The 21,105-nt window shown below is 73.9% G+C and carries 24 protein-coding genes; 11 read left to right on the plus strand and 13 right to left on the minus strand.

Translation table 11 applies throughout. The annotated features are described in order from the left end of the window. Positions 1-33: 33 nt before the first annotated feature. From GQ466_RS28055 to GQ466_RS28095, 9 genes are all read right to left on the minus strand, one after another. Positions 34-480 (minus strand): ester cyclase, encoded by a 447-nt coding sequence (locus tag GQ466_RS28055; RefSeq protein ID WP_161106072.1) that lies wholly within the window; start codon positions 478-480, stop codon positions 34-36. Then, positions 428-1,327, minus strand: a complete 900-nt coding sequence (locus GQ466_RS28060) for an MBL fold metallo-hydrolase (protein WP_161106073.1) — start codon at positions 1,325-1,327, stop codon at positions 428-430. Before GQ466_RS28060 ends, GQ466_RS28055 begins: the two co-directional genes overlap by 53 nt. 6 nt (positions 1,328-1,333) lie before the next feature. Continuing rightward, positions 1,334-1,723 (minus strand): nuclear transport factor 2 family protein, encoded by a 390-nt coding sequence (locus tag GQ466_RS28065; protein ID WP_161106074.1) that lies wholly within the window; start codon positions 1,721-1,723, stop codon positions 1,334-1,336. Between the two features lies 1 nt (position 1,724). After that, positions 1,725-2,054: an antibiotic biosynthesis monooxygenase family protein gene (locus GQ466_RS28070; protein ID WP_103565112.1), complete on the minus strand. Its 330-nt coding sequence runs from the start codon at positions 2,052-2,054 to the stop codon at positions 1,725-1,727. After that, positions 2,051-2,776, minus strand: a complete 726-nt coding sequence (locus tag GQ466_RS28075) for a cupin domain-containing protein (protein WP_161106075.1) — start codon at positions 2,774-2,776, stop codon at positions 2,051-2,053. The genes GQ466_RS28070 and GQ466_RS28075 overlap by 4 nt, the downstream gene beginning before the upstream one ends. A 78-nt stretch (positions 2,777-2,854) precedes the next feature. Continuing rightward, complete coding sequence (locus tag GQ466_RS28080) at positions 2,855-3,568, minus strand: LuxR C-terminal-related transcriptional regulator (protein WP_161106076.1); 714 nt, start codon at positions 3,566-3,568, stop codon at positions 2,855-2,857. A 273-nt stretch (positions 3,569-3,841) separates the two neighbouring features. Then, positions 3,842-5,077: a beta-ketoacyl synthase N-terminal-like domain-containing protein gene (locus tag GQ466_RS28085; protein WP_161106077.1), complete on the minus strand. Its 1,236-nt coding sequence runs from the start codon at positions 5,075-5,077 to the stop codon at positions 3,842-3,844. Next, positions 5,074-6,351, minus strand: coding sequence for a beta-ketoacyl-[acyl-carrier-protein] synthase family protein (locus tag GQ466_RS28090; protein ID WP_161106078.1), 1,278 nt, complete (start codon positions 6,349-6,351; stop codon positions 5,074-5,076). Before GQ466_RS28090 ends, GQ466_RS28085 begins: the two co-directional genes overlap by 4 nt. Continuing rightward, a complete protein-coding gene (locus tag GQ466_RS28095) occupies positions 6,348-6,602 on the minus strand; it encodes an acyl carrier protein (protein ID WP_161106079.1) in 255 nt (84 codons plus the stop codon). Before GQ466_RS28095 ends, GQ466_RS28090 begins: the two co-directional genes overlap by 4 nt. Before the next feature lie 517 nt (positions 6,603-7,119). Here GQ466_RS28095 and GQ466_RS28100 point away from each other — a divergent pair. Genes GQ466_RS28100 through GQ466_RS28120 form a run of 5 tightly spaced genes read left to right on the plus strand, consistent with a single transcriptional unit; the run spans position 7,120 to position 10,733 of the window. Further along, positions 7,120-7,986, plus strand: a complete 867-nt coding sequence (locus tag GQ466_RS28100) for an SAM-dependent methyltransferase (protein WP_161106080.1) — start codon at positions 7,120-7,122, stop codon at positions 7,984-7,986. A 12-nt stretch (positions 7,987-7,998) separates the two neighbouring features. Then, complete coding sequence (locus GQ466_RS28105; protein WP_202421246.1) at positions 7,999-8,691, plus strand: class I SAM-dependent methyltransferase; 693 nt, start codon at positions 7,999-8,001, stop codon at positions 8,689-8,691. Continuing rightward, positions 8,691-9,359, plus strand: coding sequence for a sensor histidine kinase (locus GQ466_RS28110; protein ID WP_237418461.1), 669 nt, complete (start codon positions 8,691-8,693; stop codon positions 9,357-9,359). Before GQ466_RS28105 ends, GQ466_RS28110 begins: the two co-directional genes overlap by 1 nt. After that, complete coding sequence (locus GQ466_RS28115) at positions 9,283-9,903, plus strand: response regulator (RefSeq protein ID WP_161106082.1); 621 nt, start codon at positions 9,283-9,285, stop codon at positions 9,901-9,903. The genes GQ466_RS28110 and GQ466_RS28115 overlap by 77 nt, the downstream gene beginning before the upstream one ends. A gap of 17 nt (positions 9,904-9,920) precedes the next feature. Then, the gene (locus GQ466_RS28120; protein WP_161106083.1) at positions 9,921-10,733 is read left to right on the plus strand and encodes a class I SAM-dependent methyltransferase; all 813 of its coding nucleotides are present in this window, start codon (positions 9,921-9,923) and stop codon (positions 10,731-10,733) included. 6 nt (positions 10,734-10,739) lie between these two features. On the opposite strand, the gene GQ466_RS28125 is transcribed toward GQ466_RS28120, so the two are convergent. Further along, positions 10,740-11,093 carry a winged helix-turn-helix transcriptional regulator gene (locus GQ466_RS28125; protein ID WP_161106084.1) on the minus strand — a complete coding sequence of 118 codons (354 nt, stop codon included), beginning with the start codon at positions 11,091-11,093 and terminating at the stop codon, positions 10,740-10,742. A gap of 83 nt (positions 11,094-11,176) precedes the next feature. On the opposite strand from GQ466_RS28125, the gene GQ466_RS28130 reads away from it, so the two are divergent. Continuing rightward, positions 11,177-11,797, plus strand: a complete 621-nt coding sequence (locus tag GQ466_RS28130; protein ID WP_161106085.1) for an NAD(P)-dependent oxidoreductase — start codon at positions 11,177-11,179, stop codon at positions 11,795-11,797. Between the two features lie 4 nt (positions 11,798-11,801). Here GQ466_RS28130 and GQ466_RS28135 read toward each other — a convergent pair whose 3' ends face one another. The 3 genes from GQ466_RS28135 to GQ466_RS28145 form a co-directional block, all read right to left on the minus strand. Then, entirely contained in the window at positions 11,802-12,560 is a 759-nt protein-coding gene (locus GQ466_RS28135; protein WP_161106086.1) for a hypothetical protein, read from the minus strand. A gap of 25 nt (positions 12,561-12,585) precedes the next feature. Continuing rightward, positions 12,586-13,560, minus strand: a complete 975-nt coding sequence (locus GQ466_RS28140) for an endonuclease/exonuclease/phosphatase family protein (protein WP_161106087.1) — start codon at positions 13,558-13,560, stop codon at positions 12,586-12,588. 116 nt (positions 13,561-13,676) lie between these two features. Beyond that, positions 13,677-14,390, minus strand: a complete 714-nt coding sequence (locus GQ466_RS28145; RefSeq protein WP_161106088.1) for a TetR family transcriptional regulator — start codon at positions 14,388-14,390, stop codon at positions 13,677-13,679. Between the two features lie 88 nt (positions 14,391-14,478). Between GQ466_RS28145 and GQ466_RS28150 the strand changes: the two genes are divergently transcribed. From GQ466_RS28150 to GQ466_RS28170, 5 genes are all read left to right on the plus strand, one after another. Continuing rightward, positions 14,479-15,633, plus strand: a complete 1,155-nt coding sequence (locus GQ466_RS28150; protein WP_161106089.1) for an acyl-CoA dehydrogenase — start codon at positions 14,479-14,481, stop codon at positions 15,631-15,633. A gap of 218 nt (positions 15,634-15,851) precedes the next feature. Beyond that, positions 15,852-17,924, plus strand: coding sequence for a DUF6421 family protein (locus tag GQ466_RS28155; protein ID WP_161106090.1), 2,073 nt, complete (start codon positions 15,852-15,854; stop codon positions 17,922-17,924). Then, positions 17,921-18,604 carry an SDR family NAD(P)-dependent oxidoreductase gene (locus tag GQ466_RS28160; protein WP_161106091.1) on the plus strand — a complete coding sequence of 228 codons (684 nt, stop codon included), beginning with the start codon at positions 17,921-17,923 and terminating at the stop codon, positions 18,602-18,604. Before GQ466_RS28155 ends, GQ466_RS28160 begins: the two co-directional genes overlap by 4 nt. Further along, complete coding sequence (locus tag GQ466_RS28165) at positions 18,589-19,662, plus strand: beta-eliminating lyase-related protein (protein WP_161106092.1); 1,074 nt, start codon at positions 18,589-18,591, stop codon at positions 19,660-19,662. Before GQ466_RS28160 ends, GQ466_RS28165 begins: the two co-directional genes overlap by 16 nt. Continuing rightward, the gene (locus GQ466_RS28170; protein WP_161106093.1) at positions 19,659-21,092 is read left to right on the plus strand and encodes a gamma-aminobutyraldehyde dehydrogenase; all 1,434 of its coding nucleotides are present in this window, start codon (positions 19,659-19,661) and stop codon (positions 21,090-21,092) included. Before GQ466_RS28165 ends, GQ466_RS28170 begins: the two co-directional genes overlap by 4 nt. The last annotated feature ends 13 nt before the right edge of the window (positions 21,093-21,105 follow it).

Raw genomic sequence — 21,105 nt, forward strand, 5'->3', positions numbered from 1 at the left:
GCGGGTCCCGGCCGGCCGGGACCCGCACGGGGATCAGCCCTGCTCGGCGGGCGTGAGCGCGAACGCCGACGTGTCCGGCGGGTCGATCTTGCCGATCTGCATGAGCAGCGAGTGCAGGTCGTTGCACGCCCAGTGCTCGGCGACGCGGCCGTCCCGGATCCGCGCGATGTGGATCTCGTTCCAGACGACCGTGCGGCCCGTGGCGGGGACGCCGAACACCGGTCCCTTGTGCGTGCCGGTCAGGCGGACCTGCTGGATGACGAACCCGTCCACCTCGAAGTCGCGGATGATCTCGACGTTGAGGTCGGGGAACCCGGTCCGCTCGACGCGGATGACCTGCTTGACGCCGTCGATGCCGGTGTCCATCCCGGGCGGGGCGTTGTGGTTGACGAAGTCGGGGGTCATGACCTCGTCGAGAACGTCGACGTCACCCTTCGAGAAGCCTTCCTCGATGATGCGTCGCGCCGTCAGTGCCGACATGGTGCTCTCCTTGGAATGGTGTGCTGTTCTTCTCGGACAGTGCGACCTTGATGTTCACGAGCGTCCGGCCGGGTTCGAGCCACCCGGCGGCGGCGCCCGCGTCGAAGCGCCCGGCGACCGTCTCGGCGGGCAGTCCCTCGGCGTGGGCCTCGTCGGCGGCGGCGAGGACGCGGTCGAGGTAGTCGGCCAGGGCGTGCAGGGCCTCGGGTCCCGTCGGCGGGCCGTGGCCGGGCAGGACGGTGCGCGGACGCAGGGCGATCAGCTCGTCCAGCGCGGCGCGCCACCGCCCGATCCGGCCGTGGACGGCCAGCGGCGTGACCCCGGTGAAGCAGAGGTCCCCGGCCAGGAGCACCCGGTCGCCCGGGAGCCACAGGGCGACGTCGGCCGCCGAGTGCGCGTCCTCGAACGCCAGGGCCTCCACGCCGTCGGGCAACTCGTCGGCCAGATTCTGGACGGGCTCGGCGGGCGAGGTGTCCCACCCGGCCAGGCTTGGCGCGAACCGCGGCATGACCTGGCTCAGCAGGCCGGGCAGGTGCGGCCCGAGCATCGCCTTCGTGCTCGCGACGGTGCGCGGGTGCGCGATCGTCCGGACGCCCGCGAAGACCGCGTTCCCGCCGATGTGGTCGGCGTGGTTGTGGGTGTTGACGACGAGCGCGGCGTCACGTCCGCGCCGCGCGAGCGCCGCCCGGATCCCCCGCGCCATCTCCGGCAGCAGCATCGTGTCCACCACCGTGACCGGCTCCCTGAGCAGCAGCGCAGCGTTGGACATGCCGCCACCACCATCGCCATGCACGAGGGCCACGACGCCGTCGGCCAGCTCGGTCTCCCGCTGCGGAGGCAGGTCCATCGGCCGTCACCGCTGGTTGGCTTGGATCTGCTGAACGAGCCAGGTGCGGTCGAGCATCGCGTGCCAGGAGACCAGGCGGTCCCCGTCGGCGCGGATGGTCTCGACGACGCCCCAGGTCAGCCGCTCGTCGGTGCCGTTGGGCAGGCCGGACAGCGTCAGCTCCGCCGCCATCGCCCGGCCGTCGGCCGACTCGATGACGCCGTCGACCGTCTTCTCCAGCCCGGTGTAGAGGCCGCGCTGCTGCGCGAACAGCGCGGCGAGCGCGTCGGGTCCGCGCTGGTGCTTCGCGGACGTGCGGATCTCGATGTCGGCGCCGCACAGATCGCGCAGCGCGTCGTCGTCGGCGGCCTCGACCGCCTTGTAGGCCGCTTCCCAGAGTTCGCGGGCGCTGCGCACGTCAGGTCCCCTCCGCCATGATCCAGTCGACCTCGTAGACGTGGACGTCCACGTCGTCGGCGTACTTGTGCATTTCGAGGATGAGCGCGCGGCCCGCCTCGCTCTGGATGTACTTCTGGAAGGCGCCGAGGTCGCTCCACTGCGCGTAGTTCGTGACGCGAACCCCGTCGACGCTGCGGTGGACGTTCGCCGAGACGAATCCCGGCATGTGCCGGACGACCTCTTCGGTCTCCTTCCGGATCGCGTCCGAAAGGGCCTGCTGGTTCTCCGGCGTGCAGTGGAAGATGTTGATGTAGGTCATGAGGCGCGCGTCGGCCGAAATGGTGCTCATCGGTGCACTCCGGCGGTCTCGGCCACGACGGCGAAGCTGCGGAACTCGGGGTCGGTGTAGCACGCGCGCATGGGCCGGACGAGGTCCTTGTGCTCTTCTGACTTCTCCCAGGCGAAGAAGTCCGCGACTGAAGTCCATTCGCTGGTGATCATCCACTGGGCCGGGTCGTCGGGCGACTGGCAGATCTGGTCGCGGATGTGGCCGGGCGTGTTCGCGACGCTGTAGCGGACCTTCTCGTAGGCGGCGAGGAAGTCCGCCCGCTTCTCCTCCGCGACCCGCATCGAAAACATGATCCGGGCCGTCTCGGACTTACCGTTCGCCGTCCTGGCCTGCGGGTCGGCGATGATCTCGGTGTCGATGTGGCTGAGCGAGGGGTCGGGGGCGAGCGGGCCGAGGTGGTAGATGTTCAGCGCCTCGGTGTCGCCGACGTTGCGCAGGCGGTGCCGCAGGCCGATCGGCACGTACATCGCCTCGCCGGGCGACAGCGTCCATTCCTCGCCCTCGATGTCGAGAACCTGCTCGCCGCGGATGCAGAACAGGAACTCCTCGGAGTAGGGGTGGAAGTGCTCGACGACCCGGTCGCCGGGCTGGAGAACGGTCGTCCCCATGTAGCCGGAGCGGCTCCCGACCGTTCCCGGTCCGAGGACGATGCGCAGCTCGCCGCCGCGAGCGCGTCCGGGCGTGATCTCGTCGGCGCGAATGCGGGCCGGTTTCTTCGTCATGGGCACCATGCTCGTCCGGCGCCGCCGCCGGCACATCCGCACTCTGCCGCACAACGGCTGCGGGGAATCCGCAGCGGCTCACGCGGACTTCTCCCGGCGCGCGTCCAGTTCGCGGAATCCGTGGGTGCAGGCGAAAACGGCGAGCTGCGTCCGGTCGCGCAGTTCCAGGACGCGCAGCAGCGACGAAATATGCGTCTTCACCGTGGGCCGGCTGAGCCGCAGCCGGTCGGCGATCTCGATGTTGGTCAGCCCGAGGCCGACCAGCCCGAGGATCTGCCGCTGCCGGGGCGTCAGCTTCACCCTGCCGACGTCCGGCGCGACGGGCTCGGGCGCGGCCCGAACGCCGTAGCGCAGCGTCGTCACGAGGTCCCGCGCGACGTGCGGGTCGAGCGCGACGCCGCCCCGGTCGACGGCCCGGATCGCCTCCACGAGGCTCTGCACCGGCGTGTCCTTGTGCAGGAATCCCTGGGCGCCGCCGCGCAGCACCTCGATCGCGGCGCCCGAGTCCCGGTCCGACGACAGCGCGATCACCTGGACCGCCAGCTCCGAGGTACTGCCGACGATCTGCCGGGCCAGCAGGTCGCCGACGTCGAAGCCGTCCAGGTCCATCAGCAGCACGCGCGGCCGGTGTTCGCGCAGGACCCGCGGGCTGTAGCCGGCACAGTCGAATTCGGCGACGACGTCCAGGCCGGGGATCGCGCGGAGCACGGTCATCAGGCCCGCGCGGTAGACGCCGGGGGCTCCGCACACGGCGACGGAGAGCACATCGTTCGGGCTGCCAGAGATTTGCATCGAACCACCCCGGGAGCGAGATTCGGAACCTGCGAACGTGCCGGTCGGGCGGCATCGTGAGGCCCCGGGGGACGGCTCCCGGCGCCTACCGCAGCCGCCCGTTCGAGCCTCGCATGAACATGTCGCCCGGACCCACCACACTTAAGATCAACAAGTTGTCAGCCCGGAGAACAAGAGTCTCGACTGTCCGGGGTCGGCCGATTCGGTAACGCGCTCGGGGGGAAGCCTTCCGTAAACGCCGCTAAACCTCCCGGCGGGACGTGATTCGCAACCTCATGGCCCGCCCGTCCGGCCGGAACGGCGCAGCACGAGCGCGCTGTTGAACCCGCCGTGGCCGCGCGCGGCGACCACGACGGTCCCGATCGGCATCTCCCTCGGCTCCCGGACGAGGTCCAGCCCGTACGCGGGATCGGGGTCGTCCAGGTTGCCCACGGGCGGGGCGACCCCGGCGCGCATCGCGAGCAGCGCGGTCGCGGCGTTCAGCGCCGAGCCGCCCGCGCACAGCCGGCCGACGAGGCCCTGCGGCGCGGTCACCGGGACGCCGTACGGGCCGAACACCGCGCGCAGGGCGGCGGCCTCGGCAGCGTCCGCGCCGGGCGTGCCCGCGCCGTCGGCGAACACCAGGTCCACTTCGTCCGGGCGGACGCCCGCGCGGTCGAGCGCCTGCCCGATGGCGCGGGCGTACTGACGTCCGTCCGGCGCGGCCTCGCGGTAGTGGTGGGCGTCGTGGGTGGCCGCGTGGCCCGCCACCACGCCGTAGATCGCGGGGGCGGACCGCTCCGCCGCCGCGTCGGCGTCCTCGACGACGAGCACCGCGCCGCCCTCGCCCGGAACGTGCCCGTTCGCGGCGGTGTCGAACGGCTTGTAGGCGGCGCGCGGGTCGGCCGCCGCCGACATCCGCCCGCCGGTGACCTGGCAGGCGAGCGCGTACGGGGACAGCGGCGCCTCGGTCCCGCCCGCGAGGACGGCGCCGGTGCCGCGCCGGATCGTCCGCTCGGCCCAGCCGAGGCTGTCGACGCCGCCCGCCGCGTCCGAGACGAGCACCCCGGACGGCCCCTTCGTCCCGTGCCGGATCGACACCTGGCCGGTGCTCGCGGCGTAGAACCACGCGATGGACTGGTACGCGCCGACGGCCCGGCTGCCCCGGCTCCACAGCGCCTGGATCTCGCGCTGGCCGAACTCGTTGCCGCCCGAGCCGCTGCCGAGGATCACCGACGTCGCGTACGGGTCGCGGGCGGACGGGTCGTACGCCGCGTCCGCCAGCGCCAGCCGCGCCGCCGCGAGCGCCAGCCACGTCCACCGGTCGGTCTGGACGGCGAGCCGGTCCGGGACGTGGTCGGCGACCCGGAACCCGGTGACCTGCCCGGCGAGCGTCGTGCCGTACCGGGACGCGTCGAACGCCTCGATGGGCCGGACGGCCAGCTCGCCCGCCAGCGTCGCGCGCCAGTGCTCGTCCGCGCCGACGCCGGTGGGCGCGACGATCCCGAGCCCGGTGACGGCGGCGGTCATCGCCGCGCCCCGGGTCGTGCCAGGACGATCGCCGACTGGAACCCGCCGAACCCGCTCCCGACCGACAGCGCGACGTCCACCCGCTGGTCGCGGGCGACGTTCGGGACGTAGTCCAGGTCGCACTCGGGGTCGGGGATCTCGTAGTTCGCGGTCGGCGGCACCACGTCGTGCTCGACGGCGAGCGCGCACGCCGCGACCTCGATCGCGCCGATCGCGCCGAGCGAGTGCCCGACCATCGACTTGATCGAGCTGACGGGCGTCCGGTAGATGTGCTCGCCGAGGCTGCGCTTGAACGCGGCCGTCTCGTGCCGGTCGTTCTGCTTGGTGCCCGAGCCGTGCGCGTTGACGTAGTCGACGGCGGTGGGGTCGAGCCGGGCCTCGTCAAGCGCGGCAGTGATCGCGACGGCCATCTCCGCGCCGTCGGGCCGCAGCCCGGTCATGTGGTAGGCGTTGCTGCGGTTCGCGTACCCGGCGATCTCGGCGTAGACGTGCGCGCCGCGCCGGCGGGCGTGCTCGGCGTCCTCCAGGACGAGCACCGCCGACCCCTCGCCCATCACGAACCCGTCGCGGGTCGCGTCGAACGGGCGCGACGCGTGCTCGGGGTCGTCGTTGCGGGCGCTGGTCGCGCGGATCGCGTCGAAGCAGGCCATCGAGATCGGCGTGACGGGCGCGTCGGCGGCGCCGGTGACGACGACGTCGGCCGCGCCGTCCTCGATGAGCCGCGCCGCGTGCCCGACCGCGTCGATCCCGGACGTGCAGCCGGTCGACACGACGGTCGCGGGGCCGTGCGCGCCGAACCGGAACGCGACCTCGGCGGCCAGGCTGCTCGGGACGAGCGCGTGGTAGAGGAAGTCGGTGGCGAACGCCGGGTCCACGAGCCAGTGCTCGCCGCCGTCGCTGGCGACGACGTACTCGTCCTCCAGCCGGGTGCTCGCGCCGACGGCGCTGCCGAGGCAGACGGCCATCCGGTCGCGGTCGAGGGCGTCGCCCGCGACGTCCAGGCCCGCGTCGGCCACCGCCTCGTCGGCCGCGACCAGCGCGAACTGGATGAACCGGTCGTTGCGGAAGACCTCCTGCCGGGTGAGGCCCGCCGCGAGCGGGTCGAAGTCCACTTCGGCCGCGATCTGCGACCGGAGGCGTCCGGGGTCGAACAGCGAGATCCGCCGGGTCGCGGTGCGGCCCTCGGTGAGCGCCTGCCAGAACGCCTTGCGCGTGGTGCCGCCGGGCGCGACCACCCCGATCCCGGTCACCGCGATGCGCCGCCGGCCGGTCATCGCGCGTGCTCGCTCAGTCCCTCGTTGACGAGCCCCAGCAGCTCCCCGAAGGTCGCGTCCGTCCGCCCGTCCCCGATGTCGACGCCGTAGCGGTCGGCGACCTCGGCCGTGAGCTGCAGCAGGGCCAGCGAGTCGAGGTCCACGTCGGCGAGGGTCGCGCCCTCGTCGTGGGTCACCGCGTCGCGCGGCAGGCCCACCTTGGCGACCAGGATCTCCATCAGGTCCATCATGGTGAATGTCGGTTCGGCCATTGTTTCCCCTCGCATTTCACCGGTCACAACAACGAGAGGCTACGCATGGTCCGCGCGGATATCTTCGGCCGGGAGAATGAATTCGCGATCGGTTCGGCCACCGGAACGGGCAGATCTAAATTTGGCTGGTATACCTCGGTGAGCGACGCCGGGAGTCATACCAGGGACCTAGTCCGACATGCGCGGACGCCCGCCGGTTCATCCTCGGGAATGAGGTGGACCGGGTCCGGCGGCGGAGGCGAACCGGCAGGACGACGGCGAGACGCATGTCACGTTGCACCATTTCTAAAGTCGATTTATGGAACGTGGGGCACGGCATTTTTCCCGCCATTCATTGACAGCGCCGTCCGGCCCGTGCTTCGCTGACTGCGGTGCCGGGTGCGCCTTACGGCCACCGAATCCACGACGATCCGCGCGGCGCCCGCCGCAATTTCGCGGCGCCGCCGCATATTCCGAGAAACCTTTCCGCGCGCCGCCGGGCGACCGCCCGGGCGGCGCGCCGCGTGAAGGGACGCGAATGGACGCAGCATCCGTTGCCACCAAACCGCCCGCCGGCGTCGGCGTCACCTCCGTCGCGGTGGCCATGGCCCGCGCGCAGGAGACCGCCCGCGAGACCCCGCTGTTCCGCGACCCGTACGCCGCCGCGTTCGTGGCGGCGGCCCGGGAGTGGCTGGACGTCCCCGGCGAGGAGAACCAGTGGGACTCGCTCGTCGCGTGGGTCGACCTGTTCTACTCGCGCGGCGTCGTCCGGACCCGCTTCATCGACGACTACCTCGCCGCCGCGACGGCGGGCGCGTGCGGGCAGGTCGTCCTGCTCGGCGCCGGGCTGGACACGCGCGCGTTCCGGCTGCCGTGGCGCGCCGGGGTCCGCGTGTTCGAGGTGGACACCGCGCCGGTGTTCGCGTTCAAGGAGCGCGTGCTCGCCGGGGAGGTCGCGACGCCCGCCTGCCCCCGGACGATCATCGAGGCCGACCTGCGCGACGACTGGGCCGCGCGGCTGGACGCGACCGGGTTCGACCCGTCCGTCCCGACGGCGTGGGTGGCCGAGGGCGTCCTGCCGTACCTGTCGGTCGGCGAGGCGCGGCACCTGCTCACCGTCGTCGGCGACCGCTCCGCGCCCGGCAGCAGGCTGACGTTCGAGCACACCGGCAAGGGCCGGCAGGCGGCGACCGTCGCGGCGTCCACGGCCCGCGCGCTGTCGCTGCCCGGCGCCGGGAGGATCGGCGCGCACTTCAAGGGCGGTCTCGGCCCGACCGGACGGGACTGGCTGGCCGGCGCCGGCTGGACGACCCGCGCCGACGACCGGGCGGAGGTCGGCCGCGGCTACGGCCGTCCCGACGTCCGGCTGCCCGGCGGCGAGTTCGTCACCGCGACCCGCGACTGACGAGGAGCCGACATGGAAGCGAACGAAGCGCGGATCTCGATACCGGCCGACGAGCGCGTCCGCGCCGCCGCCGAGTCCTACAAGCGCCCGATGCTCGCCGCCTACGACTGGATCGTGCTCGGCTTCGTCAGCCGGTGGATGTGGCGGTGCTCGCGGCGGACGATGCTGAAGCACTACGACGCGCAGGTCGGCGCCCGCCACCTCGACATCGGCCCCGGCACCGGGTGGTTCCTGGACCGGTGCCGGTTCCCGGTGAAGAACCCCGACGTCACGCTGATCGACCTCAACGAGACCCCGCTCGCCACCGCCGCCCGGCGGATCCGCCGCTACCGGCCCGCGACGCACGCCCGCGACGTGTACCGTCCGCTGGACCTCGGCGCCGCGCGGTTCGACTCGGTCGGGATGAACTTCCTGCTGCACTGCCTGCCGGGCACCGTCGCGCAGAAGGCCGTCGTGTTCGACCACGTCGTCCCGCATCTCGCGCCCGGCGCCCGCGTGTTCGGCAGCACCGTCCTCGGGGCGGGGCCGCACCACACGAAGGCGTCCGCGAAGCTGCTGGGCAAGCTCAACCGCAGCGACGTGTTCAACAACGCCGACGACCGCCTCGACGACCTCGCCCGCGAGCTGGCCTCCCGGTTCGGCGAGGTGGACCTGCGGGTGAAGGGCGCGGTCTGCCTCTTCTCAGCGCGGTTCCCGGCGGCGTGATGGGCTGGCTGGAGCGCCACCTGCACGACGAGGTCCTGCAGAGCCTCGCCGTCGCCCGCATCCGGATCGACCGGGCGCTCGCCGCGCCGGGGCCGCTCCCCCGCGACCTCGGCACGGACCTGCGGGAGCTGCTGGACCGGGAGATCGCGGGCCTGCGGGCGGCCCTGACCGCGGCGGAGCGTCCCGACCCGGCCGAACCGGGGCTGGCGCGCGCGGTCGCGGCGGACGTGGCGCGCGTCGCCCGCGCCACCGGCATCCGCGCCGAGCTGGACGACCGGACGCGTCCCCGGGCCGGGTGGACGCCGCGCGACCTGGCCGCGTACCGGATCGTCCACGAGGCCCTGCACAACGCGGCCAAGCACAGCGGCGCCCGGACCGTCCGGGTCGCCCTCGCCGAGCGGCGCGGCCGGCTCGTCTGCCGGGTCCGCGACGACGGCCGCGGCTTCGACCCGGCCGCCGTGCCGCGCGGCCTCGGCCTGACGGCGATGGACGCGCAGGCGCGGGCGGCGGGCGGCGCGCTCGCCGTCGCGCCCGGCCGTCCGGGGACGCTCGTCACGCTCGTCCTGCCTGCCGCTCCGGAGAGGAGATCCGATGCGACGTCCGACGATCCTCATCGCCGACGACCATCCCGTCGTGCGGTGCGGGATCCGCTCGCTGCTCGCCGATGACCGCTACGACGTCGTCGGCGAGGCGGCCGACCTGGAACAGACGGTCGCGCTCGCCGGCCGGCACCGGCCCGCGCTGCTGCTCCTCGACCTGAGCTTCGCCGGGGTGTCCAGCCTGGGCGTGCTGCCGCGCGTCCGGACGGTGTCGCCGGACACGCGGGTGCTGATCCTGACCATGCACAACGACGCCGCGTCCGCGCGCGACGCGCTCGCGGCGGGCGCCCACGGGTTCCTCCGCAAGGAGGCCGCCGCCGGGGAACTGGTCACGGCGGCGGACGCGCTGGCGGCGGGCGGCCGGTACCTCGACCCGTCGCTCGGCGCCGCGCTGGTCGCGCGGGAGACGCGGCTCGACGGGGCGCTCAGCGGCCGGGAGCGCGCCGTCCTCGCGCTCATCGCCGACGGCCTCACCAACCAGCAGATCGCCGGGGAACTGCACCTCAGCGTCCGGACGATCGAGGCGCAGCGCGCGTCGATCAAGGTCAAGCTCGGGGTGAGCCGGCGCGCCGAGCTGATCAGTTGCGCGCGGCGGCTCCGGCTGACCGCCTGAACCCGACAGGAGACCTCATGGAACCGGGCCAGCCGAGCCGCACCGCGATGAGCGCCGCGCACGCGCGCGCCGTCCACCAGACGGCGGACGCCCCGCCGGTCTTCCCCGACCCCCTCGCCGTCCGCGTCGCCCCGGCCGCCGCGCCGGGACGCGCCATGCCGCGCGAGGTCCGCCTGTTCATGGCGCTGCGGCACCGGATCGCCGAGGACGCGCTCGCCGCCGCCGTCGCCGCCGGGACGCGGCAGGCCGTGCTGCTCGGCGCGGGCCTCGACACGTTCGCCCACCGCAACCCGCACCCTGGCCTGCGCGTGTTCGAGGTCGACCATCCCGACACGCAGGCGTGGAAGCGCAAGCGGCTGGCGGACGCGGGGATCCCCGTGCCGGAGACCGTCGTCCACGTCCCGGTCGACTTCGCCGCCGGGACGCTCGGCGCCGCCCTGGCCGACGCGGGGTTCACGCCCGGCGCGCCGGCGTTCTTCGCGTGGCTCGGCGTCGTCCCCTATCTGACGCGGAGCGCGATCCTCGCGACGCTGCGGTTCGTCGCGGGCCTGGACGCGCGGACGGAGATCGTCTTCGACTACAACCTGCCGCCCGCGGAGCTGCCCGCCGAGCGCCGCGCCGTCCTCGCCGCGCTCGCCGCCGCGATGGCGAAGGCGGGCGAGCCGTGGCGCTCGTACTTCACGCCCGAGAAGCTGGCGCGCGACCTGGCCGACGCGGGCTTCGACGCGATCGAGGACCTGGCCTGGACCGCCTGCCTGGAGCGCTACGGCCTGGACGCGGCGCTCCCTGACCTGTTCGGCGGCCGGATCGTCCGCGCCGTCGCCGACTGACGGCCGTCAGGCGGGGTCGCGCGCGTCGAGCAGTTCGTCCCAGTGCTCGGCCGCCCACGCGCACGCCGCGTACAGCGGCCCCAGCAGGCTGCGGCCGAGCGGCGTCAGCGCGTACTCGACGCTCCGGGGCGGGCCGGGGCGGACGGTGCGCGCGACGAACCCGTCCCGCTCCAGCCCGCGCAGCGACTGCGTGAGCACCTTCGGCGTGACGCGGCGGAGCGGCACGCGCAGTTCGGAGTAGCGGCGCGGACCGTCCTCCAAGCACCGCAGCACCAGCGCCGCCCACTTGTCGCCGAACCGGAACGGCAGCAGCGAGGACGGGCAGAGTTCGTCGAACAGGTCGGGGGGCAGCGGCGTCATGGGCGTCTTCTCGGTATCCGGGAGGTAACCGCCCGCGCGGCTACCTTCCGGTGAGCATCGAGACACCGGGAGGTATTCCGATCATGGGCGACTTCGTGATCTTCGGGGCCGGGGGCCGCGCCGGGCGGACGGCCGTGGCCGAGGCGCGGCGGCGCGGGCATCGCGTCACGGCGGTGGTCCGCGACCCGTCCCGCTACGCCGGCCCGTCCGGCGACGGCGTGCGGGTCGCCGCCGGGGACGTCACCGACGCGGCGGCCGTCGCGGCGCTCGCGGCCGGGCACGACGCGGCGATCAACGCGGCGGCGGTGCTGGAGCCGGACACGTTCTTCGCCGACGCCGCGCACGCGCTCGTCCGGGGGCTGCCGAAGGCCGGGGTGGGGCGGCTGGTCGCGGTCGGGCTCGCGTCGCTGCTGCCGGACGCGGACGGGACGCGCCTGCTGGACCTGCCCGGGTTCCCCGCCGAGTTCCGCCCGTTCTGCCTGGGCCACGCCGCCGGACTCGACGTCCTGCGGGACGCCGCGCTGGACTGGGTGTACGTCAGCCCGGCCGGCGACTTCGACCACGGCGGGCCGCGCACCGGCCGGTACGGGATCCGCGCGCACGGCGACCCGGCGGCCCGGATCTCCTACGCGGACTTCGCGCTCGTCCTGCTCGACGAGGCCGAGACGCCGCGCCACCGCGGCGTCCATCTGGCCGTGTCCTGACCGGCTAGGCGGGCTCGGGCGCGACGAGGTGGATGGCGTCGTCGGTGGCGTCGGCGAACGCGTACCCGGCGGCCCAGATCCCGATGAGCGGGGCGAACGGGTTGGGGAGGTCGGCCATGCTGCGTCCGGTCGCGTCCGGCCGGTCCACCGACGCCGGGACGGTCAGCGCCCGGTCCGCCGCGCGGCGCCAGGCGCGGTCGAGCCGGGCGTGCCAGGCGGCGCGGGTGGCGAACAGGCTCGTCAGGCCGTCCAGCGGGACGTAGTGGTGCGGGATGCGGCCCAGCTCGTCGCTCCACTCACGGAACAGCAGGCGGCGCAGGACCTCGGCGCGCGGGTGCGGCAGGGTCGCCTTGACGGGCCGGAGCAGCGGGCCGCCGACGCGCCACACGACGCGGTCCACCGCCGGGACGCCCCACGGCGCGAGCCGCCGGACCGCCGTCCGGGTCGCTTCTTCGGCCTGCCGCACGCCGTCGGGGTCGGCCTCGAACGGGCCGGGGACGGGCGGCCGGTCCAGGAGCGGGGTGTCCGCCGGGACGCGGCCGTAGGTGCCGCAGTCGGTGCAGGTCCACGCCTCTTCCTCCCATTCGGGAGGGTCGTCGCCGGTGTAGCCGCCGACGGCGCCCGAGCCCCGGCACGTGCGGCACGCCACGAGTTCCGTCGCGCGGAACCGGCGGCGCGGGTCGTCGGCGAGGGGCGCGCCGGACGAGCGGCCCGGACGCAGCACGCGTCCGACCAGCCAGGCGACGTCTACCGGTTCGTCCACGATCCCGGCAGTATTCCAGGAACCGTCAGTCGGCGAGGCGCGTGAAGACCATCGCGTGGTCGGACGCGGGCTCGTTGCGCCGCGCGGCCGGGTCGTCGGTCACCGACGGGAGCTTCGGGGCGTTCGGCGGGCGGCACGTGTGGACGTCGGTCGCGCGGCCGAGCAGCGCGTGCGACACGAGGATGTGGTCGATCAGCTCGCCCCGGCCGTGGAAGACGCGGCTGAACCGCTCCGCCTCGGGGATGCGCGGCGCGAGGTTCCACAGCCGGTGCCGGTCGCCCTGGTCGGGGTGGTCGGCGCCGGGCGTGCCGAGTTCGGAGCCGGGCGGGCCGAGCAGGATCTGCGTGGTGGCCGCCTCGACGCCGTCGTTGAGGTCGCCCATCACCATGACCTGGCGCGTCTTGCCCTGCCCGGCCAGCAGCTCGTCGGCGAGCGCGCGGACGGTCACCGCCTCGGCGGCGCGCCGGTAGAGGGCGTAGGCGGCGACGCGGGCGCGCTCGCCCTCGTCGCGGGGCTGGAAGCGCGGACGCCCGTCCGGACCGGCCGGGAACGACAGCAGCTTGCTCTTGAGGTGCGCGGCGACGGCGGTGATCTCGCGACCGTCCCGCTCGGTGATCCGGACCGCGAGGACGCCGCGTCCGGTCTTGTGCGCGGCCGTCCCGTCGTCGCCGGCCTGGATCGGGGCCAGCTCGTCGGGGAACGCGGAGCGGTCGGCGACGACCTCCAGCGGCAGCCGGGACAGGAAGCCGACGCGGATCGGGTGCGCGGGCTCGAAGCCGGCGGACGTCACGTGGTGCCAGTCCCCGTCCAGGCGGTCGGCGACGTCGGCGAGCGCGTCGGGGTCGCCGACCTCCTCGACGGCCAGCGCGTCCACGCCGGACGCGGTGATCGTCGCGGCCAGGTCCTTGATCTTCGCTTTGTAGGCGGCCTCGTCGGACGGCCCGAAGTCACCGCCCGGCCGGAACAGGTTCTCCAGATTCCAGGTGCCGATGGTCGTCATGGCGGTCTCCCGGGTCGGTTCGCTGACCGTTTGAGGGCAGCATTTCCGACATAACGACAAATGACACCCCGGGCGGCCGACTCAGGCCGTCTTCTGACCGTCGGATGACCCCGGCGTCACTCGCGCTCGCCGAGCACCGCCTCCAGGTCCCGGACGACGCGCGGCAGCGGGGCGCCGCGCCGCGCTACCAGCACGACGTAGTCCTGCTCGGGGGCCTGCCCGGCGCCCTGCCCGGTGCCCCAGGCCGTCCGGACGAGGTCCAGCGCCCGGTCCACCTCGGCCACCGCGTCCCCGGTCGCGCCCGCGCGCAGCCAGGAGCGCAGCGCGTTGTTGTGCGCGGCGACGGCGGACGCGGCGACGACGTCCGCACGCAGCCGCCCGTCCGGCCGTCCGCCGAAGCTCCGCCGCAGGTACTCGGCGAGCGCGCGTTCGTAGCGGCCGACGACGGTCAGCTCCCGGGACCGCAGCGCGGGCACCTGCCGGGTGAGCCGGTAGCGCAGCAGCGAGCGGTCCGGCTGGGCGGCGTACATCCGGGCGACGACGAGCGTGGCGGCGCAGGCGCGGGCCACCGGGTCCTCTTCGCCGGGCTCGGCGCCGGGCTCGTCGAGGGCGGCGCGCAGGTCGTCCAGGCTGCGCTCGTGGTCGGGGAAGACCACGTCCTCCTTGGACGGGAAGTAGCGGAAGAACGACCGGCGGCCGATCCCGGCGCGGGCGGCGATCTCGTCCACGGTCGTCCGCTCGAAGCCCTGCTCCAGGAAGAGGGCGAAGGCCGCCTCCACCAGCGCGTCCCGCGTCGCGGCGGGACGGGTTCTCGGTGCCGTTCCGGACATGCCCGGGACCCTAACACGCCCTGGACATCGGATGGCACCGAGTGCCATATTGAGGGGAACTCAGTGCCATAGCGAGGTGGAGACCCCCATGTCCCAGGACTTCGACCTGTTCCAGGTGCCCGAATCGCACGAACTGCTCCGCTCGACCGTGCGCTCGCTCGCGGAGAAGGAGATCGCGCCGCACGCCGCCGCCGTGGACGAGGAGGCCCGGTTCCCGCAGGAGGCGTTCGACGCGCTGGCGGCCAACGACCTGCACGCCGTCCACGTCGCCGAGGAGTACGGCGGCGTCGGCGCGGACGCGCTCGCCACCGTGATCGTCATCGAGGAGGTCGCGCGGGTCTGCGGCTCGTCCTCGCTGATCCCGGCCGTGAACAAGCTCGGCTCGATGCCCGTGATCCTGTCCGGCTCGGAGGAGCTGAAGCGCCGCTACCTCGGCGCGCTCGCCCGCAACGAGGGCATGTTCTCCTACTGCCTGTCGGAGCCGGAGGCGGGCTCGGACGCGGCCTCGATGAAGACCCGCGCCGTCCGCGACGGCGACCACTGGGTGCTGAACGGCGTGAAGTGCTGGATCACCAACGCGGGCGTCTCGGAGTTCTACACGGTCATGGCCGTGACGGACCCGGAGAAGCGCAGCCGGGGCATCTCGGCGTTCGTGGTCGAGAAGTCCGACCCGGGCGTGTCGTTCGGGCCGAAGGAGCGCAAGCTCGGGATCAAGGGCTCCCCCACCCGGACCGTCAACCTGGACCACGTCCGCATCCCGGCCGACCGGATCATCGGCGCCGAGGGCACCGGGTTCGCGACCGCGATGCGCACGCTGGACCACACGCGCGTCACGATCGCCGCGCAGGCGATCGGCATCGCGCAGGGCGCGCTCGACCACGCCGTCGACTACGTGCGCCAGCGCCACCAGTTCGGCCGGCCGATCGCCGACTTCCAGGGCGTCCAGTTCATGCTGGCCGACATGGGGATGAAGCTGGAGGCGGCCCGCCAGCTCACCTACGCGGCGGCGGCGCGCTCCGAGCGCGGCGACGCCGACCTCACCGGCTTCGGCGCCGCCGCCAAGTGCTTCGCCTCGGACGCGGCCATGGAGATCACGACCGACGCCGTCCAGCTCCTCGGCGGCTACGGCTACACGCGCGACTTCCCGCTGGAGCGCATGATGCGCGACGCCAAGATCACCCAGATCTACGAGGGCACCAACCAGATCCAGCGCATCGTCCTGTCCCGCCAGCTCCTCAAGTAGGTTCTCGGCGCCCACGGCCCATCGCCCGCGCGGCGGTGGGCCGTTCGTCGTTCCCGGGACGGAACAACTGTCGGCAACATCCGCTGTCATGTGGCCGGATAACAAAAGGATTACCTCCAGGTCGCCTTGACTGCGAAAAATTCTTCGGTAGCGTGAGCGGCGTCGGTCCTGCGCGCCGTCCCCCGGCGGTCCGCGCGGGACGCGAAGGAGGCAGGAGCATGGCCCATCCCCCGTTCCCCCGTGTGCTCGTGGACGAGGCGCACGGCCAGGCGTGGAGCATCCGGCCCGACGTCGTCGCGCGGATGAACCCCGCGCACCCCCGCGACTCCGGGTACGTCGAGGCCGCCGCCGACCTGCGCCGCCGGGGCTGCGCCGTCGCCGCGCACCCGGCCGGGCCGCTGACGGGCGGCGTGCTGGAGCGGTGCGACGTGCTCGTCCTCGCCCACCCGTCCGACCCGGTCTGGGAGCGGACCGTTCCGGGCGGCTCCCCCAAGCTGTCGCCGGACGAGCTGGACGCGGTCGAGCGGTTCGTGCGCGCGGGCGGCGGCCTGGTCGTCCTCGGCGAGTGCGAACAGGACAAGTACGGCAACAACCTCAACGAGCTGCTCGGACGGTTCGGCGTCCACATCGCGAACACGACCGTCCAGGATCCGGTGCGCAACCTGCGGGGCGTCGCGACCTGGGTCCGCGCCGACCTCGACGGGCCGCGCCCCGGCGCGGACGTGCTCGCGGGCGTCGCCGACGTGTGCTTCTACCGCGCCGCGACGATCGACGCCGTCCCGGACGACGCGCGCGTGCTGTGCCGGACGGCCGCGACCGCGAGCGTCCCCGGCGCCGCGCTGGCCGTCGCGGTCGAGGCCGGACGCGGCCGGATCGCCGTCTTCGCCGACTCCGACCTGTTCGGCGACGACTCCATCGACGACCTCGGCCACCGGACGCTCTGGGCGAACACGGTCGCGTGGGCGGCGGGCGGCCGGGCCGTTGCGCCGGTGACGACGACGGGCGCCCTGGACCGTCCGGCCTGGCCGGAGCTGAAGGAAGCGGTGACGGCGCTCCGCGAACTCCAGGGGCCGGACGGCTCGGTCGTTGGCGACGCGACCGCGCTCGTGGACCGGATCGTCGCGGCCGTCGAGGAGCTGGCGCCCGGCTTCCCGCACGACGAGCGGTACCTGACCGCGCTGGTCGGCGACCTGCGCCGCTGGGCCGCCGAGGGCTTCGGCGTCCCCGACTTCCTGGACGCGCTGGTCGAGTTCCACCCCGAGCGGGACCGCGCGGACGGCCGCGAGCACCTCGTCGTCTTTCCGATGTACACGCAGAACGGCAGCCCGGACCGCAGGCTGGAGGCGCTGATCGTCCGGGCGGTCTGGCCGGGCTGGCTCGCCGAGCTGGAGGCGGCGAAGTACGACAACCCGATGTTCGTCCCGATCTCGTTCGTGGACTTCACGGCGGGCTACGACACCAACTCGGCCGTCCTGTTCCCCGAGACGGTCGCCGTGCGCGAGGTGCCGCGCTTCACCTGGGGCGGCATCTTCTGCGACCGCGAGGCCGCGCGCTTCCGGGCCGTCGGCCGCGCCGCCGTCGACACGCTGCGGCTCGCCGTCCCGCCCGACGCCGCCCGGCTGCTGGACGACCAGCGCCTCGCGCAGGACGCGTTCGTCCTCTGGGACCTCGTCCACGACCGGACCCACACCCGCGGCGACCTCCCGTTCGACCCGTTCATGGTCAAGCAGCGGATGCCGTACTGGATGTACGCGCTGGAGGAGCTGCGCTGCGACCTGAACGCCTACCGCGAGGCCGTCGCGCTGGAGGACGCCGGAGTTCCGTACGGTCGTCTCGTGCGCTACGCGATCCTCTTCGACCGGCTGTTCCGCTTCCCCATCACCGGCGGGCGCGTCAAGAACTACGACGGGCTCGGCGGCCAGCTCCTGTTCGCCCATCTGCACCGCGCGGGCGTCCTGCGCTGGACCGACAACGTGCTCCGCATCGACTGGCGGGCGGTGTCCGGGGCCGTCCTCGACCTCTGCGCCGCCATCGAACGGCTCTACCACGACGGCATCGACCGCTCGCGCGTCGCGCACTGGCTGTCGGCGCACGAGCTGGTCGCGTCGTACGTGGCGCCGAACCCCGCGTCCACCTGGGCGAAGGGACCGGCGGCGCTGCCGATGGACGGTCCACCGCGCGGCCTCGTCGACGCGGTGCTGCCCGACGAGTTCCCGCTCAACACCTTCTACGAGGCGCTGCAGCGCAGGCTGCGCGACGTGGTCGCCGCGACGTCCGGGATCACCGGATGACGGCCGGACGGGTCGTGGTCGTCGCGGGCGCGGCCGGCGCCGCGGGCCCGGCCGTGTGCCAGGCGCTGGCGGACGCGGGCGCCGTCGTGATCGCCTGCGGGCGCGACGCGGACCGGCTGGCCGCCGTCGCGGGACCGGCCGAGCGGCACGCGGTGGACCTGCTGGACGACGCGGCGACCGCGCGCTTCGCCGCGTCCGTCGCGGAGCGGCACGGACGGGTGGACGGGCTCGTCCATCTCGTCGGCGGCTGGCGCGGCGGGACGCCGTTCACCGCCGAGGACCCCGCCGACTGGACGTGGCTGTCGGACCGGATCGTCCGGACCCTCCAGCACACCACCCGCGCCTTCCACCCGCACCTGACGGCGAGCGACGCGGGACGGCTCGCGATCGTCTCCGCCGCCGAGGCCACGAGGCCGACCGCGAACAACGCGCACTACGCCGCCGCCAAGGCCGCCGCCGAGGCGTGGACGCTCGCCGTCGCGCAGTCCTGGACGGGCGGTCCGGCCGCCGCGTCGATCCTCGTCGTCCGGGGCCTGCTGACCGACGCGATGCGCGCCGCCCGCCCGGACGCGAAGTTCACCTCCCTCACCCACGTCGACGCGGTCGCCGGGCGGATCGCGTCCCTGTGGTCCGAGCCGGCCGCCGACCTGAACGGAGCCCGCCTGTGGCTGACGCCCTGACCCCCCGCCACGACCCGGACGCGCGCGGGTTCGCCAGCGACAACTACGCGGGCGTCCACCCCGAGGTGCTGGCCGCGCTCGCCGCCGCGAACGGCGGGCACCAGGTCGCCTACGGGGAGGACGTCTACACCGAGGCCGTCCGCGAGATCTTCCGGACGCACTTCGGGCCGGAGGCCGAGACGTACCTCGTCTTCAACGGCACGGGCGCGAACGTCGTCGCGCTGCAGTCCATGACCGAGCGGTGGGACGCGGTGATCTGCGCCGAGTCCGCGCACGTCCACGTGGACGAGTGCGGCGCGCCCGAGCGGGTCGGCGGACTGAAGCTGCTGACCGTCGCGACGCCGGACGGCAAGCTGACGCCCGAGCTGATCGACCGGCAGGCGTACGGGTTCGACGACGTCCACCGGGCGCGTCCGGCCGTGGTGTCCGTCGCGCAGCCGACCGAACTCGGGACGCTCTACACGGCCGACGAGCTGGCCGCGCTGTGCGACCATGCGCACCGGCTCGGCATGACCGTCCACGTGGACGGCGCGCGGCTGCCGAACGCCGCCGCTGCGCTCGGCCTGCCGTTCAGCGCGTTCACCACCGACGTCGGCGTGGACGTCCTGTCGTTCGGCGGCACCAAGAACGGGCTGCTGTTCGGTGAGGCGGTGGTCGTCCTGAACCCCCGGGCGGCGCGCGGCGTGCCGTATCTGCGCAAGACGTCGATGCAGCTGGCGTCCAAGTCGCGGTTCGCCGCCGCGCAGTTCGCGTCGCTGCTCGGCGGCGACCTGTGGCTGCGCAGCGCGACGCACGCGAACGCGATGGCCGCGCGGCTCGCCGCCGCCGTCGACGGCCTGCCCGGCCTGCGGATCACGCAGAGGACCGAGGTGAACGCCGTGTTCGCGGTGCTGCCGCCGGACGTGACGGCGCGGCTGCTGAAGCGGTTCCGCTTCTACGTCTGGGACGAGCGGACGGGCGAGGTCCGCTGGATGACGAGCTTCGACACGACACCGGAGGACATCGGCGAGTTCGCCGCGGCGATCGCCGCGGAACTGGCGGGAGGGACCGGCGCATGAGCAACCAGAAACTGACCGTCCGCAACTTCGTGGACGGCGCCTACACCGACACGCTCGACGGCCGCACCACGGACCTGGTCGACCCGGTGACGGGGACCGTGAACGGGACCGCGCCGCTGTCGTCGGCGGCCGACGTGGACGCGGCCGTCCGCGCGGCGGAGCGGGCCTTCGCCGGGTGGGCGCGGACGACGCCCGGCGAACGGCAGCTCGCGCTGCTGCGGATCGCGGACGCCCTGGAGGCGCGGGGCGACGACCTCGTCCGGCTGGAGAGCGCGAACACCGGCAAGCCGCTCGGGCTGACCGCGTCCGAGGAGCTGCCGATGCTGCTCGACCAGATCCGGTTCTTCGCCGGGGCCGCCCGGACGCTGGAGGGCCGGTCGGCGGGCGAGTACATGGACGGGTTCACCTCGTTCGTCCGGCGCGAGCCGATCGGCGTCGCCGCGCAGGTCACGCCGTGGAACTACCCGATGCTGATGGCGGTGTGGAAGTGGGCTCCGGCGCTCGCGGCGGGGAACACGGTCGTCCTCAAGCCCGCCGACCTCACGCCCGCGACGACCGTGTTCATGGCGGAGCTGATGGCCGAGCACCTGCCGCCGGGCGTCGTGAACGTCGTGTGCGGCGACCGCGACACCGGACGCGCGCTCGTCGCCCATCCCGTCCCCGGCATCGCGTCGGTGACGGGCTCGGTGCGGGCCGGGATCGAGGTGGCGGGGACGGCGGCGGCGGACGTCCGGCGCGTCCACCTCGAACTCGGCGGCAAGGCGCCCGTCGTCGTGTTCGCCGACGCCGACCTCGGCGCGGCGGCCGAGGCCATCGCCGAGGCGGGGTTCTTCAACGCCGGGCAGGACTGCACGGCCGCGACCCGCGTCCTCGTGGAGCGGAGCGCGCACGACGAGTTCACCGCCGCGCTCACCGAGGTCGCCGCGCGGACCCGCACCGGCGCGCCCGGCGAGGACATCCTCTACGGCCCGCTGATCTCCGCCGCGCACCTGGCCAAGGTCGCCGGGTTCGTGGACCGGCTGCCCGCGCACGCCCGCGTCGAGACCGGCGGCGCGCGGGTGGGCGAGCGCGGGTTCTTCTACGCGCCGACGGTCGTCTCCGGGGTGCGGCAGGACGACGAGATCGTCCAGAACGAGGTGTTCGGTCCGGTCATCACCGTCCAGCCGTTCGCCGACGAGGCCGAGGCGATCGCGCTGGCCAACGACGTGGAGTACGGGCTGGCGTCGTCGGTGTGGACGCGCGACCACGCGCGCGCCATGCGCTGCACGGCCCGGCTCGACTTCGGCTGCGTGTGGGTGAACTGCCACATCCCGCTGGTCGCGGAGATGCCGCACGGCGGGTTCAAGAAGTCCGGATATGGCAAGGACCTGTCGGTCTACGCGCTGGAGGACTACACGCGGGTGAAGCACGTGATGACCGCGCTCGGCTGAGTTATCGTCGCCG

It is taken from the genome of Actinomadura rayongensis, assembly GCF_009831215.1.
In the GTDB taxonomy this organism is placed as follows: domain Bacteria; phylum Actinomycetota; class Actinomycetes; order Streptosporangiales; family Streptosporangiaceae; genus Spirillospora; species Spirillospora rayongensis.